Annotated in this window: 14 protein-coding genes and 1 other annotated feature; of the genes, 6 read left to right on the top strand and 8 right to left on the bottom strand. The window is 37.2% G+C overall.

Annotation, left to right across the window (positions count from 1 at the left end; genetic code table 11):
* From ABH959_RS22900 to ABH959_RS22880, 5 genes are all read left to right on the top strand, one after another.
* The coding region (locus tag ABH959_RS22900) for a spore germination protein (RefSeq protein WP_404493205.1) at positions 1–1,606 on the top strand (1,606 nt) is incomplete at its 5' end.
* A gap of 16 nt (positions 1,607–1,622) precedes the next feature.
* Positions 1,623–2,717, top strand: coding sequence for a spore germination protein (locus ABH959_RS22895; protein ID WP_113935773.1), 1,095 nt, complete (start codon positions 1,623–1,625; stop codon positions 2,715–2,717).
* On the top strand, positions 2,693–3,772 hold the full coding sequence (locus ABH959_RS22890) for a Ger(x)C family spore germination protein (protein ID WP_404493204.1): 1,080 nt from the start codon (positions 2,693–2,695) through the stop codon (positions 3,770–3,772). Before ABH959_RS22895 ends, ABH959_RS22890 begins: the two co-directional genes overlap by 25 nt.
* A 93-nt stretch (positions 3,773–3,865) precedes the next feature.
* The gene (locus ABH959_RS22885; RefSeq protein WP_113935775.1) at positions 3,866–4,051 is read left to right on the top strand and encodes a hypothetical protein; all 186 of its coding nucleotides are present in this window, start codon (positions 3,866–3,868) and stop codon (positions 4,049–4,051) included.
* A 250-nt stretch (positions 4,052–4,301) separates the two neighbouring features.
* Complete coding sequence (locus ABH959_RS22880; protein WP_000180548.1) at positions 4,302–4,724, top strand: pyrophosphohydrolase domain-containing protein; 423 nt, start codon at positions 4,302–4,304, stop codon at positions 4,722–4,724.
* Positions 4,725–4,768: 44 nt separating this feature from the next.
* Here the strand turns inward: ABH959_RS22880 and ABH959_RS22875 are convergent, their stop codons facing one another.
* Positions 4,769–5,821 (bottom strand): VrrB protein, encoded by a 1,053-nt coding sequence (locus ABH959_RS22875; protein WP_404493202.1) that lies wholly within the window; start codon positions 5,819–5,821, stop codon positions 4,769–4,771.
* A gap of 156 nt (positions 5,822–5,977) precedes the next feature.
* Between ABH959_RS22875 and ABH959_RS22870 the strand changes: the two genes are divergently transcribed.
* Positions 5,978–6,406: a GNAT family N-acetyltransferase gene (locus tag ABH959_RS22870; RefSeq protein ID WP_002015699.1), complete on the top strand. Its 429-nt coding sequence runs from the start codon at positions 5,978–5,980 to the stop codon at positions 6,404–6,406.
* A gap of 27 nt (positions 6,407–6,433) precedes the next feature.
* On the opposite strand, the gene leuS is transcribed toward ABH959_RS22870, so the two are convergent.
* The 7 genes from leuS to ABH959_RS22835 all read right to left on the bottom strand — a co-directional run bounded on the left by leuS (position 6,434) and on the right by ABH959_RS22835 (position 16,090).
* Complete coding sequence (gene leuS, locus ABH959_RS22865) at positions 6,434–8,842, bottom strand: leucine--tRNA ligase (RefSeq protein WP_219301207.1); 2,409 nt, start codon at positions 8,840–8,842, stop codon at positions 6,434–6,436.
* A 65-nt stretch (positions 8,843–8,907) separates the two neighbouring features.
* Positions 8,908–9,126 (bottom strand) — a binding site (T-box leader).
* 199 nt (positions 9,127–9,325) lie between these two features.
* On the bottom strand, positions 9,326–10,519 hold the full coding sequence (locus ABH959_RS22860; protein WP_404493201.1) for an MDR family MFS transporter: 1,194 nt from the start codon (positions 10,517–10,519) through the stop codon (positions 9,326–9,328).
* A 260-nt stretch (positions 10,520–10,779) separates the two neighbouring features.
* Positions 10,780–12,003, bottom strand: coding sequence for a cation:proton antiporter (locus ABH959_RS22855; RefSeq protein WP_002167528.1), 1,224 nt, complete (start codon positions 12,001–12,003; stop codon positions 10,780–10,782).
* A 3-nt stretch (positions 12,004–12,006) separates the two neighbouring features.
* A complete protein-coding gene (locus ABH959_RS22850) occupies positions 12,007–12,504 on the bottom strand; it encodes a cation:proton antiporter regulatory subunit (RefSeq protein WP_113935778.1) in 498 nt (165 codons plus the stop codon).
* Between the two features lie 34 nt (positions 12,505–12,538).
* Positions 12,539–13,105: a tyrosine-type recombinase/integrase gene (locus tag ABH959_RS22845; RefSeq protein ID WP_113935779.1), complete on the bottom strand. Its 567-nt coding sequence runs from the start codon at positions 13,103–13,105 to the stop codon at positions 12,539–12,541.
* A 346-nt stretch (positions 13,106–13,451) separates the two neighbouring features.
* Positions 13,452–15,311 (bottom strand): FtsX-like permease family protein, encoded by a 1,860-nt coding sequence (locus ABH959_RS22840; protein WP_113935780.1) that lies wholly within the window; start codon positions 15,309–15,311, stop codon positions 13,452–13,454.
* A gap of 17 nt (positions 15,312–15,328) precedes the next feature.
* Entirely contained in the window at positions 15,329–16,090 is a 762-nt protein-coding gene (locus ABH959_RS22835) for an ABC transporter ATP-binding protein (RefSeq protein ID WP_002129519.1), read from the bottom strand.
* Positions 16,091–16,268: the final 178 nt, after the last annotated feature.

The raw sequence follows: 16,268 nt of genomic DNA, 5'->3' as shown, positions 1-16,268 counted from the left end.
AGATGATAATTCTCAAAGCAAACAGCAAAATTCTAAGCAAGATGATAATTCTCAAAACAAACAGCAAAATTCTAAGCAAGATGATAATTCTCAAAACAAAAAACAAAGCTCAGGTAGTAACAGCATTTATGACTTTAGCAAACCAGAAAGTGACCATATTCATTCTCTACAAGATTTAATAAAGAAGCTGAAACAGTCTAGTGATTTTGTTAATTACCATACATCTGACGATGAAACGATGCCTTATTGGATTTCTTACTATCGCCCTTCACTTGACGGTGAGAAATTGCAAAAGTATTTAATGCCTACTCTAATGGAACGTCCTTGCGCTCCATTAGAAGAATTAAAAGAACATATTCCAATGAGTGGTATAACGATTACGAACGACTTACAAAAAATTGAGGACATGGTTTTAAAGGGACATGCGATTATTCAATTGAATCAACAAGATCAAAAATGTATGCTTGCAAACATTGCAATTGATAATTATCGTGCACCAACTCCTCCATTAAATGAATCAACCGTTATCGGGCCACAAGAAGGATTCGTAGAAGATATTGATACGAATATTAATTTAGTACGAAAACGTCTTCCTGTTTTAGATTTACACACAAAAGAGATGATTATCGGAGAGTTTTCAAAAACAAAGGTTGTCATGATGTATTTAGACAACCTAGCTGAAAAAGATAATGTAGATTTTCTAGAGGAATCATTACGCGCTCTTGAATATGATCAAATTAATGATAGTGCTTATATACAAGAATTAATGGGTGAAAAATCAATTTTCCCTCTCTATATAAATACAGAACGCACTGATAGAGTCACAAAAGCACTTATTGATGGGAAAATAGCTATTTTTGTTGATGGTTCTCCGAGTGTCCTATTAACACCTGTATCATATTTCGATTTTTTCATTTCGCCAGAAGACTATAACGTTTCTTGGCTGTACGCTACATTCTCAAGGATTTTAAGATTGATTGCTGTTCTATTCTCAATTTGTGCAACTCCATTATACGTTGCAGTTTTGAATTATCATTATGAATTAGTTCCGAGTGACTTACTTGAAACATTGATTTTATCAAGGGCTCAAGTACCATTTCCCCCTTTAATAGAAGCACTTTTCTTGGAACTTGCGATTGATTTATTAAGAGAAGCTGGCGCTCGATTACCTATGAAGGTCGGACAAACGCTCGGTATTGTAGGCGGTATCGTAATCGGGCAAGCATCTGTACAAGCTGGTTTAACGAGTAATATTTTATTAATTATCGTTGCCTTATCAGCGTTAGCTTCCTTTATTACGCCCATTTATAAAATGGGTAACGCCGTTCGTTTACTACGTTTCCCATTTCTCGCATTTGCAGAAATAGGTGGGCTCTTCGGTATATCTCTTGGATTTATCTTTTTATTTACCCATTTGTTTAGACTTACTTCTTTACGTAAACCGTACGCTCTCTTTTATCCAACGAGACAACAATCCTTTAAAGATTCTTGGATTCGTTTTCCATTAACAATGATTGATACTCGAGATGTTCAAGCAAGACCGCAACACGTAAAAAAAGCAACTAATGGAATTTCTACGAAACATACGTCAGATTTTGATGATTAAGAAATGAGGTGCATCGATGAGTAAAATTAAAGCAGAACACCAAATATCACCCGTCTTCGTTTTCTTTTTAATTCACGGTGCACAATTTGGTGCCGGCGTCCTTGGGTTTGCCCGTATTATTGCTAAGGCTGCTGGATATGACGGTTGGATAGGAGTTCTCATCACAGGAATCATCATTCATATTCTCCTATGGATGATGTATTTCTTGTTAAAAGAAACAAACGGAAATTTAATTGATTTACAGCGACAAACGTTTGGAAAATGGCTAGGAAACGGCATTAATCTCATCTTTATAGCCTATTTTTTAACCGTCAGCATTTCTGTCATTCGAACATACGTTGAAATTATTCAAGTGTGGATGTTTCCTACCGCTTCAACTTGGATGTTAACACTCTTTTTATGCTTAGTTAGCTATTACATTATTTCTTCTGGATTTCGTGTAATTACTGGTATTTGCGTCATCTCTGTTGGTGGTACATTGGGATATTTATTTCTTAGCCTATTCGTTTTGAAATACTCACATTGGCCTAATTTACTACCTATTTTCACACATTCTTTTTCAGATATTTTAAAAGCCGCCCAGCTGTCAATCTACAGTATGACAGGGTTTGAGATTTATCTTATGATTTATCCATTTGTGAAAAATCCTAAGCAATCTCATAAATCCGCTCAATACGGAGCACTATTCTCAAACCTTCTATATTTATTTAGTACACTTTTAGCCTTTTCTTTTTTTAGTGAAAAACAATTATCAAAAACAATATGGTCACAACTTTCCATGACCCAAGTAATCCAACTTCCTTTCATAGAAAGGCTAGAGTACATTGCAATCTCAGCTTACGCTCTCGTTATTGTTACAAGCTTCATTCTTCCTTTATGGGCTGCGACAAGAGGAACACACGAAGTATTTCGTGTAAAACAAAGAGGTGTTTTAATTACTTTTTTGCTCATTACCCTCATTGTTTCAGAGCTATTAACGAACAGACATGATATTAATAATTTTATTAGTAATGCATCAAAAGTTAGTTTTTGGCTTATTTACATATACATCCCAATTCTATTTATTATTGTGTGGGTGAAAAGAAAATGGAAAAAATCAAAAGAAAATTAATTCTTCTTTCTTGTATTAGCATCTTCAGTCTAACTGGTTGCTTACAAAAAAATATTATCGATGATGTCAACCTAATTCAAGGGACTGTTTTTGATACAGCAAAAGATAATAAAGTAAAAGTCACATTCGTTTGTCCTATACAGAAAAAAGGTAATAAAGTTCAAGTCTTTGAAGGAGTAGGAAACGCAGTAAAACAAGTAAAAGCAGACACATCTTTAGAGTCTTCTCAACCATTTGCCAGCGGACAAATGCGTGTTGCTCTATTTACTACAAGAATTGCTAAAAAAGGATTATCTACTTCCTTTGACACATTAATTCGAGATGTGAACATCGGGAACTCAATGTATGTCGGTCTATTAGAAGGAACTGGGATGGACTTACTAAAAGGTAAATATACAACATCATCTAACGTTGCCATTTATATAAAGAAAATGTTAGACCATAATATGCAAACAGGCCCTTTACCTACTGACAATCTACATTTAGGAGCTTATCGATATTATCGTGAAGGCCAAGATTCCTATTTACCAATTCTCAAAAAAGATAAAGATAAAATAAAAATTACAGGTATCGGCCTTTTAAAAGGAGATAAATATATTGGTAAAATTAGTTATCATGATATGTTTGCCTTTAAAGGCTTATTGGAAAAACACCGATTAGATTCACATGAATTTAAAGCAAACTCCGGATACACAATCATTAATAACATTCGATCCGTTCCAACTTACCAAGTAAATATAAAAAACGGAAAGCCATCATTTTTCATACACGTCAAACTAGAAGCGCGTATTCAAGAACTATCTAAACAGTTCAACTTAGACAATAAAAAGAATACACAAAAAATAGAAAAATCAGTTGAAAAACAATTAGATGCAACAGCTAACAAACTAATTAAACAGTTTAAATCATTAAATGTGGATCCACTCGGCCTTGGTGCAAGGTATAAAGAACATTATCGTCCATTTAAATTAGAAGAGTGGAGAAAAATGTACAAAGATGTTCCCATTACAATAAAATACACAGTTAACATTACAAATTCTGGCGTAATTGAATGATAATGATTGAACTCCTCCCTCCGGCATGATACAACGGAGAGAGGAGTTTTTCATTACCAAATATAGAGAGAAAAGATATTTACGGGGGAGCTTATGTCTAAAAAATTAGTAAAACCTATTTTAAATGGTATTTTATTTCTCGGCGTCTTTTTATTTGCTCATACATACTTAAAAAATGTTTCTTTCGCACGTTATTTACTTGTAGTTATACCAATGCTACTCATCGGAATATTTGGCATCGATCTTATTTTATCCGTTTTAATTAAGAAAGAAGAATAACGAGCGAACATCTTATTTCTCATAAGATGTTCTTTTTATTTAATAACTACCTTATGTTACAATAAAGTGAAACTTTAATCAGTGGGGATTTTGTCCATTACCCACTGATTATTAGCCTTCACCAATCGGGCTTTTACGGGCAGTTATCTCCCACCTCACTTCCTCGCATTTGCGACTTTTGAGGTGGGAGTCTTACTGCCCTCGAATAGCGGGATAAAATTCGGCATAACGTAAGAAAGGATGAAACAACATGACAAACGAAAAAGGTTTAGATAAAGGATACGAACTTGTTGCAAAAATGCATGAAGAATTCGGACATCCTGTGACAAATACTCCAACAAAACTAACAGAAGAGCGTGCAAAAATTCGTGCTAGCTTTATGCAAGAAGAGCTAGAAGAATTTCTAGAAGCAACGACTGTTGAAGATCAATATGATGCACTGATTGACCTTATTTACTTTGCATTCGGAACGTTTGCAGAAATGGGCGTACGTCCAGATAAAGGATTCGAAATTGTAAACAATGCTAACATGGCAAAACTATTCCCTGATGGAAAGCCTCGATTCCGCGAGGGCGACGGCAAAATTATGAAACCAGAAGGATGGCAAGCACCGGAACCACAACTTCGTGCGGAAATTGAACGCCAACGTCAAGAGGCGGAAAAAAACTGCTAGGATCTCCTAGCAGTTTTTTATTATGTCTTTTTTCCTTTGGCCTATTAATGACCCACGTGTCCTGCGTGTCCAGCTGCTCCTGCAGTACCAGCTGCTGCTCCTGCTGCCGTCCCTGCTCCAATTCCACCTCCCCAAGGCTGTTGTTGCTGCTGATACTGTTGGTATTGTTGTTGACCCTGATGCTGTTGTTGACCTTGATGATGATGTTGGCCTTGATGATGATGTTGGCCTTGGTGATGGTGTTGACCTTGGTGATGGTGTTGACCTTGGTGATGATGTTGACCTTGGTGATGATGTTGACCTTGGTGATGATGTTGGCCTTGGTGATGGTGTTGGCCTTGGTGATGGTGTTGACCTTGATGAGTTTGATAAAGGACAGCCTGCGGGTGAATTTGATGATGACCTTGGTGATGTACTTGTTGCTGATGGTGGCCGTGGTGTTGATGCTGGCCTTGGTGACCATGATGACCATGGTGTTGATGCTGGCCTTGGTGGCCATGATGACCATGGTGTTGATGCTGGCCTTGGTGGCCATGATGACCATGGTGTTGATGCTGGCCTTGGTGACCATGGTGTTGATGTTGACCTTGGTGTGTTTGATAAAGGACAGCCTGCGGATGAATTTGATGATGACCATGATGATGTACTTGTTGTTGATGATGGCCATGATGCTGATGATGGCCGTGGTGTTGATGCTGACCGTGATGGCCGTGATGCTCATGATGCACATGATGACCGTGAACACCTTGAGGGAATCCGCCGATCCCACCAGCTACAACACCAACGCCAGGTACAGGAAATCCTGTTTGTACACCGCCAACGAAAGATGGGAATGTAGTTGGCATACCTACAGGAACTCCTCCTTGTGCACCTCCTACTAGTGCCGGAAATCCTGTTTGCGCTCCAGCTACTGACGTTGGAAATCCTGTTTGTACACCCGCCACTGACGTCGGAAATCCTCCAGCTGCTCCTCCCATCCAACTTGGGATTCCGCCATATCCGTGTTGACCATCTCCTCCCATGAACATCATTTGTCCATAACTATCCGATCCACCTCCGAAGAAGCCATGTGGTGCATTATTGTCCATCCCTTTCATTCCTTTCACCTCTTCTGTTCAATTTAACCTACCTTTTTTATCATATTTTCTATAGAAGAATAGGTGTTTGTCTATATGGGAATTCCGCGCCTTTTTCTTCGTTCTTCATTCATGATAAACTGAATTAACTGATTTTTTTCAAAGGAGGCGTTTTCGTTGGAGAACGTAGCAAAAGCTTCCATCGACGATTTAGATTCAATCTTACATATAGATGTTGATGTAATCGGAGACGATAGTAGACGAGATTATATTAAACACGCTATTGATGAAGGAACCTGCATCATTGCAAAAGAGGACAATTCCATTTCTGGTTTTCTAACATACGATACAAATTTCTTTGGTTATACTTTCCTCTCATTAATCATTGTTTCGCCAACGAAAAGAAGACAAGGTCATGCAAGCTCATTAATCTCATATATGTTAAGACATTCTCCTACTCAAAAAATATTTTCTTCAACGAACAAATCGAATACAAATATGCAAAAAGTTTTTAAAGCAAATGGATTTATGCGTAGTGGAATGATCGAAAACTTAGATGAAGGTGATCCTGAGCTTATTTTTCACGCAAAAAAGCTCAGAGCATAAACGCTCTGAGCTTTTATTAATAATTAATTAGTTTGCAACAACGTTAACAAGTTTTCCAGGAACAACAATTACTTTACGAACTGTTTTTCCTTCAATTTGTTCTTTGATTGCCTCAAGTGCAAGTTGTTCCATTTCTTCTTTTGATGCGTCTTTACTCATTGTTAGTTTTGTGCGAACTTTGCCCATAATTTGAACAACGATTTCAACTTCATCTTCTACAAGTTTAGACTCATCAAATGTTGGCCAGCTTGCATATGTGATTGTTTCACTGTATCCAAGTTTGCTCCATAGTTCTTCCCCGATGTGAGGTGCAACTGGTGCAATCATTTTTACGAAACCTTCTACATATTCTTTCGGAAGTGTTTCAGCTTTGTATGCATCGTTGATGAATACCATCATTTGAGAAATCGCTGTGTTGAAGCGAAGCTCTGCATAGTCTTCTGTTACTTTCTTCACTGTTTGGTGGTAAGCTTTTTCAAGATCTTTGTTTGGTGCATCAGTAATTTTCTCACTTAATTCACCGTTCTCTTGAATGAATAGGCGCCATACGCGGTCTAGGAAGCGACGAGCTCCGTCAAGACCATTTTCAGACCAAGCGATTGAAGCATCTAATGGTCCCATGAACATTTCGTATAGGCGAAGTGTATCTGCACCATGGCTTGCTACGATATCATCCGGGTTTACAACGTTACCTTTTGATTTACTCATTTTCTCGTTGTTTTCACCTAAGATCATACCTTGGTTGAATAATTGTTGGAACGGTTCTTTCGTTGGAACTACACCGATATCATATAATACTTTATGCCAGAAACGAGCATATAGTAAGTGAAGTACAGCGTGCTCTGCTCCACCGATATAAATATCAACCGGAAGCCATTGTTTTACTTTTTCAGGGTCTACAAGTGCTTCGCTGTTGTTTGGATCGATGTAGCGTAGGTAGTACCAGCAGCTACCAGCCCATTGCGGCATTGTATTTGTTTCACGACGACCTTTTTTACCAGTTTCAGGATCGACAACATTTACCCACTCTTCAATGTTTGCAAGTGGTGATTCACCTGTACCTGAAGGACGAATATTCTCTGTTTTCGGAAGAACTAATGGTAATTCTTCTTCTTTCACAGCTGTCATTGTACCATCTTCCCAGTGGATTACTGGAATTGGCTCACCCCAGTAACGTTGGCGACTAAATAACCAGTCACGTAGACGGTACGTTACTTTTTGATTTCCTGCGCTTGTTACTTCAAGCCACTCAATCATTTTTACAATTGCTTCTTCTTTATTTAAACCATCAAGGAATGCTGAGTTTACGTGCGCACCATCACCTGTATATGCTTCTTTCGAAATGTCTCCGCCTTTTACAACTTCCTTCATTGGAAGATTGAACGTTGATGCGAATTCATAGTCACGCTCATCGTGAGCTGGAACTGCCATTACAGCACCTGTTCCGTAAGTTGCAAGAACATAATCAGCGATCCAGATTGGTAATTTCTCACCGTTTACTGGGTTAACCGCGTAAGCACCAGTGAATACACCAGTTTTTTCTTTCGCAAGTTCTGTACGCTCTAAATCACTCTTCATTTTAACAGAGTTAATGTAAGCTTCTACAGCTTCTTTTTGTTCTGGTGTTGTAATTTCTGCAACAAGCGCATGTTCCGGAGCAAGTACACAGTATGTTGCACCAAATAGTGTATCAGGACGCGTTGTGAAAACTGTGAACTTCTCATCTGTACCGTCGATGTTGAAGTGTACTTCTGCACCTTCAGAACGACCGATCCAGTTACGTTGCATGTCTTTTAAGCTTTCTGGCCAATTAAGCTCATCTAGATCTTCTAATAGACGATCTCCGTAAGCTGTAATTTTTAACATCCACTGTCTCATCGGACGACGCTCAACTGGATGTCCACCGCGCTCACTCTTACCGTCAATGATTTCTTCGTTTGCAAGTACTGTACCAAGTGCTGGGCACCAGTTTACAGGCACTTCATCAACGTAAGCTAAACCTTTTTCAAATAGTTTTAGGAAGATCCATTGTGTCCACTTGTAGTAGGTTGGATCTGTTGTATTTACTTCACGATCCCAATCGTAAGAGAAGCCTAATGCTTTAATTTGATTACGGAACGTATTAATATTAAGCTCTGTAAATTCAGCCGGGCTGTTCCCAGTATCAAGTGCATATTGCTCTGCTGGAAGACCGAATGCATCCCATCCCATTGGATGAAGAACGTTATATCCTTGCATACGCTTCATACGAGATAAAATATCTGTCGCTGTATAACCTTCTGGATGACCTACGTGTAAGCCTGCACCTGATGGATATGGGAACATATCTAGTGCATAAAATTTTGGTTTTTCTGTTTCATCTGGCGTACGGAATGTTTTATTCTCTTCCCAATGCCCTTGCCACTTCTTCTCAATTTCTTGATGATTAAAGCTCATGAGATACCCTCCTTGAAATTCTATTTATTTTCACCGCCCAAAATACAAAAAACCTCTCATCCCTAGAAAGGGACGAGAGGTTATAGATTCCCGCGGTACCACCCTAAATTAATGTAATAAATACATTCGCTTAGATCCGTAACGTGGATTAACGGCAATTGCTACTAATGATTTCACAACTGCAACTCAAAGGCGAGTTCATAACGAAACGTGGATTGACTTGCACCGACCGTCAACTCTCTAAACCAGCTTCTATTACTACTACTCCTTCTCACTGTTATTACAAATATGAGTTAATGTGAACTACCCACCACTTAGTATCTCTTAAGAGCTTACTTGAAGCGGGGGGCTTCTCGGTTAATCGTTACTCTTGCTAACTAACGAATTCGTCTTAGGACAGCCGAGCTAACTCCCTTGTTCCAAAGGATATTTTATTACTATTTATTTAAATATATTCTAAAACATGTTGCATGTTCCGTCAAACTAAACTGCAATTTTTTCTTCAACTGTTTCTTCTACTTTTACTCGTCTATCATAAATACTCGTTGCTATAAGCGCTACTACAAGCATTACCATGATCGCAATAAACAATACTTCCATATTGTATAAGTCAACAATCGCTCCGCCAACGACCGGTCCGAACATTTTCCCTACAGTCGCTGCGCTATTTACAACACCTTGATAAAATCCTAGCTTATCTTTCGGTGCAAGTATATTTGCGATGGTCGGAACTGCCGGCCATACGAATAATTCACCAATTGTTAATGTCACCATCGCAACGAGAAACATCGTAAATTGCTGCGCTTGACTTAACACAATAAATGACGCCGCAAAAATGACGATTCCAATCATAATTTGTTGTTTTAAAGAACGCTTCATCCAGCGAATTAACATACTAACAAGTGGCTGCGCACAAACAATCATCGCTCCGTTTATCGTCCATAATAAACTATAATGGCGGAGGCTAATATCTAATTCCCGCATATGAGTCGCAATTGCCCCTTGCCACTGTACGTATGTAACCCAGCATAAAGCATATGCTACACATACGATTAGAAGCGCTTTGAAGCCAGGTGTAAGTGACCAACCTTTTTTCGTTTCGGCTTCTTTTTGTACCTCTTGCTCTTTTTTTGCTTCCATACCACGAAATCCAATAAACGCAATTAAGAAGAAAATAAAATATAAAATAAAGTTCGCTAAGAAAATATAATCAAAACGATAAGACGCAACTAATCCACCGCACGCTGTTCCAATCGCAATCCCAACGTTTTGTCCAACATACATTGCATTGAACGCTCGTCTCCCGCCTTCTGGCCAAATCGTACCGACCATCGCATACATCGATGGAAACACCATTCCAGAACCGAATCCGATTAATGCTAGCCACACAACATATAATGGCCAACCATGGAAAAATACAAGACCTAAAATCGATACAAGTGTAATGACAATCCCTACTAAAATTGATTTATAACCGCCCCATTTATCAAATAAAACACCGCCGAGCAAGTTTCCAATTACACCAGTAAGCGAGTTAATCATTAATACCATTCCGGCTACTGATAAAGATTTCCCTAAACTATCATGTAAGTAAATTGTATTAAAAGGCCATAAAAAAGAAGCACCCGTGACATTAATAATCATCCCAGCTACTAATAGCCATACTTTCCTTGGCATAGTCTCCCCTCCTATTCTCTTTTTTTCGTTCATATATATAACAGTAAAATTGTAGTCGTTTTTAAATAGGAAGGCAACTGATTAATAGTTGATGAAATTCAGATAATGGGATGTCGGTAAATGAAATTATATTGATTGCCACTTAAAAATATATCAGCGATTTTCTAATTATATCGACTTACCGACAAAAAACGACATCAGTAACAATATATAAATAAGGGAAGACTGCATAAACTTCATGCAGTCTTCCCTTATTTATACTATCCAACTTCCTTTTTACGTTTTGCACTTTCTTTAGCACTCCATTTAAATATTTTGTCTAGTAGAGAGTATATTCTCCCAGACTCCTTCGTTAATAATGGCCCTAACGACGCCAATATTAAAACATATAAAGCTGAGAATGGTTTAATCGTTGCCATTAAGCCACCCGCTATTCCAAGATTCGCGACAATAATGGAGAATTCCCCACGTGATATAAGTGTTAAACCGATATTCGTAGAAGCCTTATGCGATAACCCGGCTTTACGCCCTGCAATCATTCCAGCTGTAAAATTACCGATGAGAGTAATGAAAACTGCTCCTAATGCCAACCATACTGCTCCTCCAAGCGAAAACGGATCTATACTTAAACCGAAGCTGAAGAAAAATATAGCTCCAAAGAAATCACGAAACGGGACGACGAGATGCTCGATTCGATCACTATGCTCTGTTTCTGAAAAGACGAGCCCTAACAATAAAGCCCCAATCGCTTCCGCAACATGAATTGTTTCTGAAAATCCTGCTACAAAGAATAAAATAGCGAATATTACGATAATAAAAATTTCGTTTGACGAAATATCTAATACTTTATTTAGAAACGGCGTAGCTTTTCTAGCGATTACAAAGAATAGTAACATATACCCTACCGCGATTAACACCGATGTAAGAGCACCTACAAATGATGTTGCGCCACCGAGTACTAACCCTGAAACGACTGATAAATATACAGCTAAAAAGATATCATCAAACATAATGATTCCTAATATTAATTCAGTCTCTTTATTACCAGATCTTCTTAAATCAACAATTACTTTTGCAACAATTGCACTCGATGAGATTGTAATAATTCCAGCAATAATTAACGTTTCTAATAAGGGGAAGCCCATAACATATCCATAAAGTAAACCTAATATGAAATTAAGCGATATATGAACACTACCCCCAAAAGCAATCGACTTTCCTGATTTAATTAATTTTTTTATTGAGAATTCTAAACCTAAATAGAATAAGAGGAATATGACGCCAACACGGCCGAGGAAGGAAATAACTTCTCCGCTTTCAATAAACCTTAAATCGATAAGTCCTAAATCTGGGGCATGAGGCCCCACTAACATACCGAGTATAATGAGAAACGGAATAATCGAGAACTTTAACTTCGCAGCGAGGATAGCTGCAAAAGCTACTAATACTAACGCAGTTCCAACTTCAAAGATTAAAGTATCCATCGATTAGGAATCACCTCCTGCTGAAAGCAATTCATTAATAATTCTTTTCACTTCATGTCTCGCGCCTGACAATACGAGCATATCGCCAGCTTCAATAATAGAGTCTGGACCTGGATTAAAGAATTTCTTCATATTCTTTTTCAAAATAGCAATAATCGTTACGTTATATGTTTTTCTGACATGTAAGCTACCAATTGTTTGTTGTACTACTGGTGCATTATTCTCCACCTTAAACCATTCAATTGATAATCCTTCAAAAGCCATCTCAATTGTGTCTAGCGCTTGCGGCCTATATACCATTCCGCCTAATATAGCCGCAATTTGTCTCGCTTCAGAATCACGAAGAGAAATGCTTGAAATACTCTCATCGTGATCCGCATCAAAATGATACATTTCTCTTCGGCCATCATCATGAATAACGATAACCATTTTTTCATTACCTTTTGTGATTACTTCAAACTTACAACCAATGCCCGGTAGTTCACTCTCTCTAATATTCATATTTTCCGCCTCCTAAAGTTTTTAGTTACGGCTTTTACAAATCTACATCAATCTCTGTTTTAAACTTCTCATCTTTTGAGATTCCTAAATACTTGAGCGTTTCTGATGGAGTTGCGTGATGAAAATGCTTTTGCAATAGCGCAATCGCTATTCCTCTTTTGTACGCATGAAATCCAAATGTTTTTCGCATTGAATTCGTTCCAATCTTTCCAACAATCCCAACCGCTTCAGCTGCGCTATGGATAACACGATATGCTTGTTGGCGTGAGATTGAATTTGTCGTTTTATTAGATTGAAATACGTAGTTTTCTCTTTGAGCATCAATAGATTTTACATACTCTAAAAGGGCTTCTTTTACTTTTGTATTTAAATAAATATCTTGTTTAAATTTTTCATCTTTCACAGGAAGAGAATAAAACTCTTTAACAGTCTTATCTCCATTTAATACCTCTTCAAATTTCATACTAAGTAGCTCAGTGATTTTTAATCCAGTGTTAATTCCAATAACAAATAAAAGATAATCTCGCTGCGAGTGCTCTTTTAAATACTTTTTCATAGCCTCAATTTGGTTTATATCTTTTAATGCTTCTACAACTTCCATACATGTATTCTCCTCATCTTATGAACGGTAATTTTCTCATCATGTTGTCCATTTTACCTTATCACGCTATGAGATTTCCATGTATTATCCATTATTTTCACAATATACTCTTACGACAATTTTTCATTTGGAAATTTATGATTGTACAAATACGGTGTGGGTAGAAAAAATAGGGGGAGTACAAGTTCAGCTTCTTTCTACAGATCGGATTCCTCCTTTCATTTTTCGGTTGCTGATACTTTCATATTATGTTACTTATTTACATTATATTATATATTTCAGTAACATTAAAGTATTTTTTCTGAAAATACAAAAAGCCGAGCACTTTCACTCGGCTTTTTACCTATTAATCTTCTTTCGGAAGAACAATTCCTTTATACAATTGAACTGTAATGAAGTAATAAATCGCATAAATTACTACGAAAATTACGATTGGAACCCAAATGCGGAAGTACGGATCGACTAAAATAAATCCGAAAATATTCATACCAACTAATACGTGAGCAATACCCACAATTGCCGGGAATAAGAATACTAAGAATAACTCTTTATAAATTGATTTCGTTAATAATTCACGGCGCACACCGATTTTACGAAGCATTTGATAACGCGTAATATCTTTTGATGCACCAGAAAGAATTTTAAACATTAAACAACTTGCCATCATTGCTAAGAATGCAATTCCAAGGAAGAATCCCATAAACACTGTTCCGCTCGCAACGCCGTAGAACATGTCGTAAGCTTGATATTTACTATCTAATCTTTCAGCTTTTACATTTTTATATTTATCTAGTTGCAACTCGTCAAGTTTTTTCCATTCTTTTGTGTATGCTACAAAATCATCTGTTTTTCCTGTAAATACAATTCCTTCTTTACCACTTACAGTATCATACATTTTTTGATCTACAATTTTAATTGCATGATTCTCATATACGTAAAATGGTTGGATTGTTCTGAAAGCCTCATCCCATTCTTCTGGAAGTTCTTTAGTGTTCGCATCTTTTTCATTCATTTCTCTAGAAACTGCACCTACTGGTAGTTCCTCTGAAACTTTTTTCGTATTCACTAAATCCTTCATTGACTTCATATTTGCCATATCTTTTACGAAAGGACGATTTTTCTCTAAGTCTTCTTTTACATAGTAAACGTATTTATCATCAACTTTGTAACGATATTCACTTTTCTCTTTAAATGTAATACCATCCAAAATTTTCTTTTCATCAGCTGTTGGATTATGAACCACTGAATCATAGATTACTAAACCATCAACCATTTTTATAACGTTATTTTTAAACGCCATACCACCTGAAATTGCACCCGCTCCAAGAGCAACTAACATCGCTACCGTCGCAAGTACTTTCGTTAAGCTATTAATACGGAAATTTAATTGTGCAAACGTAAAAGCATTAAGTCCTTTTTCACTACGTTTTTTATTACTCTTTAACTTTCTAATGATAACTGGGAGAAGTGATCCAAATAGCATGTAAGTACCAGCTGTTGTTGTAATTAATGCAATAAGGATTCCCATTTCTCTTAGCTTTTCCATATAAATCATTGATGCATAGCCAATTCCTAATAAAATAACTGCAAGGAATGCAACTACGCCTGTCATTTTCCCTTTTACCGCAACACGTTCTGTTTGTGCATCTGCATGTACAAGTTGCAGTACTGAAATACGTGATAACTTAATACTGTTCATAATTGCTGATAATACAAATAGTGCAAAGAAGAAGATGCAAGTAACAGTCATAGATGGAAGGTAAAATGCTTTATACCCTTCACCAGCAAATTCTAATTGTTTCATTAATAGCTGTCCGATACCTTCTGCAAGTCCTACACCAACTGTAAGTCCAATCGCAAGAGACGCAGCACCTAATACAATCGTTTCAATAAACATAAGTAATGTAACTTTATGCTTTTTTGCACCTAACATCATGTACATACCAAACTCTTTTTGACGAAGAGATAATAAGAAAGAGTTTGCATATAAAATGTAGAAGAACGTTATAATTGCTAATAAAAATGACCCTGCTTGGAATACGAAACCAATAGACTTAATAACAGAATTGGATTCGATAAATGCTTTATTCAGCGCTAACGTTTGGAACATATAAAAAATTGAAATCGACATGACAAGACCAACAAGTAAGACAATATAATCTTTCAGCTTACTCTTTAGCCCTGACATGGAAAGTTTAAATAACATGCCCTAGACCTCCCTTCTTACGCTTTTTGTGTGCCTAAGTCCGCAAGCACATCTAAAATTTCTTTATAAAATTCTTCACGCGTACCACCGCGGTGAATTTCTTTATATAGCTCACCATCTTGAATGAATAAAATACGCTGACAGTAACTTGCACTATATGGATCATGCGTAACCATCATAATAGATACACCTTGTTCTTCATTTAAGTTTGTCATCGCATCAAGTAAACTCGCTGCATTTTTAGAATCAAGAGCTCCTGTTGGCTCGTCCCCTAAAATAATTGCTGGTTCATGCACTAGAGCACGTGCTGCCGCTGAACGCTGCTTTTGTCCACCAGATACTTCAGTTGGATACTTTTGAAGAATTTCTGTAATCCCTAACATATCCGCTACCTTCTCTACTTTCGGTCCAATATTACGTGATGAAACACCTTGAAGTGAAAGTGGAAGTGCAATGTTCTCATAAATAGATAAGTTCTCTAATAAGTTGAAGTCTTGGAAAATGAATCCTAACTTTTGCGAACGGAAATCAGAAAGCTCACCTTGCTTCATTTTCGTAATGTCCGTACCCGCAATTTCAACAACGCCACCCGTGGCTTTATCAAGCGTTGAAATTACATTTAATAATGTCGTTTTACCAGAACCAGATGGTCCCATAATACCAACAAACTCACCCTCTTGAATTGAGAATGAAACACCTTTTAACGCATGTGATTGGTTCTCACCTTTTTTACCGTACACTTTTTGAACGTTTTTCACGTCTACAACTGGTTTCGTCATATATATCCTCCTACGCTTGTTTTTCCATTACCTATTTTGCGCCTTTTGGAGAGGAACTGCTATTTGTTAACATTACATTTACCTTACACTTTTGTAATATAAAAAAGGTGCGCTTGTAAGGTAAGCTTTTTCTTTTTGATTAACTTCGTTGATAATTGAAATTTTATCGGCGATTCGA

The sequence above is a fragment of the Bacillus sp. RC51 genome, assembly GCF_044908115.1.
In the GTDB taxonomy this organism is placed as follows: Bacteria; Bacillota; Bacilli; order Bacillales; family Bacillaceae_G; genus Bacillus_A; species Bacillus_A mycoides.
Note: the sequence above shows the minus strand (reverse complement) of the source record. Positions and strands in the feature narration are given on the sequence as shown.

Excerpts from the sequence above, each read along its gene's own strand:
- ABH959_RS22875 (WP_404493202.1), bottom strand. The coding sequence starts at position 5,821 with ATGAAAGGGATGGACAATAATGCACCACATGGCTTCTTCGGAGGTGGA.
- ABH959_RS22855 (WP_002167528.1), bottom strand. The coding sequence starts at position 12,003 with ATGGATACTTTAATCTTTGAAGTTGGAACTGCGTTAGTATTAGTAGCT.
- ABH959_RS22845 (WP_113935779.1), bottom strand. The coding sequence starts at position 13,105 with ATGGAAGTTGTAGAAGCATTAAAAGATATAAACCAAATTGAGGCTATG.
- ABH959_RS22835 (WP_002129519.1), bottom strand. The coding sequence starts at position 16,090 with ATGACGAAACCAGTTGTAGACGTGAAAAACGTTCAAAAAGTGTACGGT.
- leuS (WP_219301207.1), bottom strand. The coding sequence starts at position 8,842 with ATGAGCTTTAATCATCAAGAAATTGAGAAGAAGTGGCAAGGGCATTGG.
- ABH959_RS22895 (WP_113935773.1), top strand. The coding sequence starts at position 1,623 with ATGAGTAAAATTAAAGCAGAACACCAAATATCACCCGTCTTCGTTTTC.
- ABH959_RS22880 (WP_000180548.1), top strand. The coding sequence starts at position 4,302 with ATGACAAACGAAAAAGGTTTAGATAAAGGATACGAACTTGTTGCAAAA.
- ABH959_RS22860 (WP_404493201.1), bottom strand. The coding sequence starts at position 10,519 with ATGCCAAGGAAAGTATGGCTATTAGTAGCTGGGATGATTATTAATGTC.
- ABH959_RS22890 (WP_404493204.1), top strand. The coding sequence starts at position 2,693 with ATGGAAAAAATCAAAAGAAAATTAATTCTTCTTTCTTGTATTAGCATC.
- ABH959_RS22840 (WP_113935780.1), bottom strand. The coding sequence starts at position 15,311 with ATGTTATTTAAACTTTCCATGTCAGGGCTAAAGAGTAAGCTGAAAGAT.
- ABH959_RS22850 (WP_113935778.1), bottom strand. The coding sequence starts at position 12,504 with ATGAATATTAGAGAGAGTGAACTACCGGGCATTGGTTGTAAGTTTGAA.
- ABH959_RS22885 (WP_113935775.1), top strand. The coding sequence starts at position 3,866 with ATGTCTAAAAAATTAGTAAAACCTATTTTAAATGGTATTTTATTTCTC.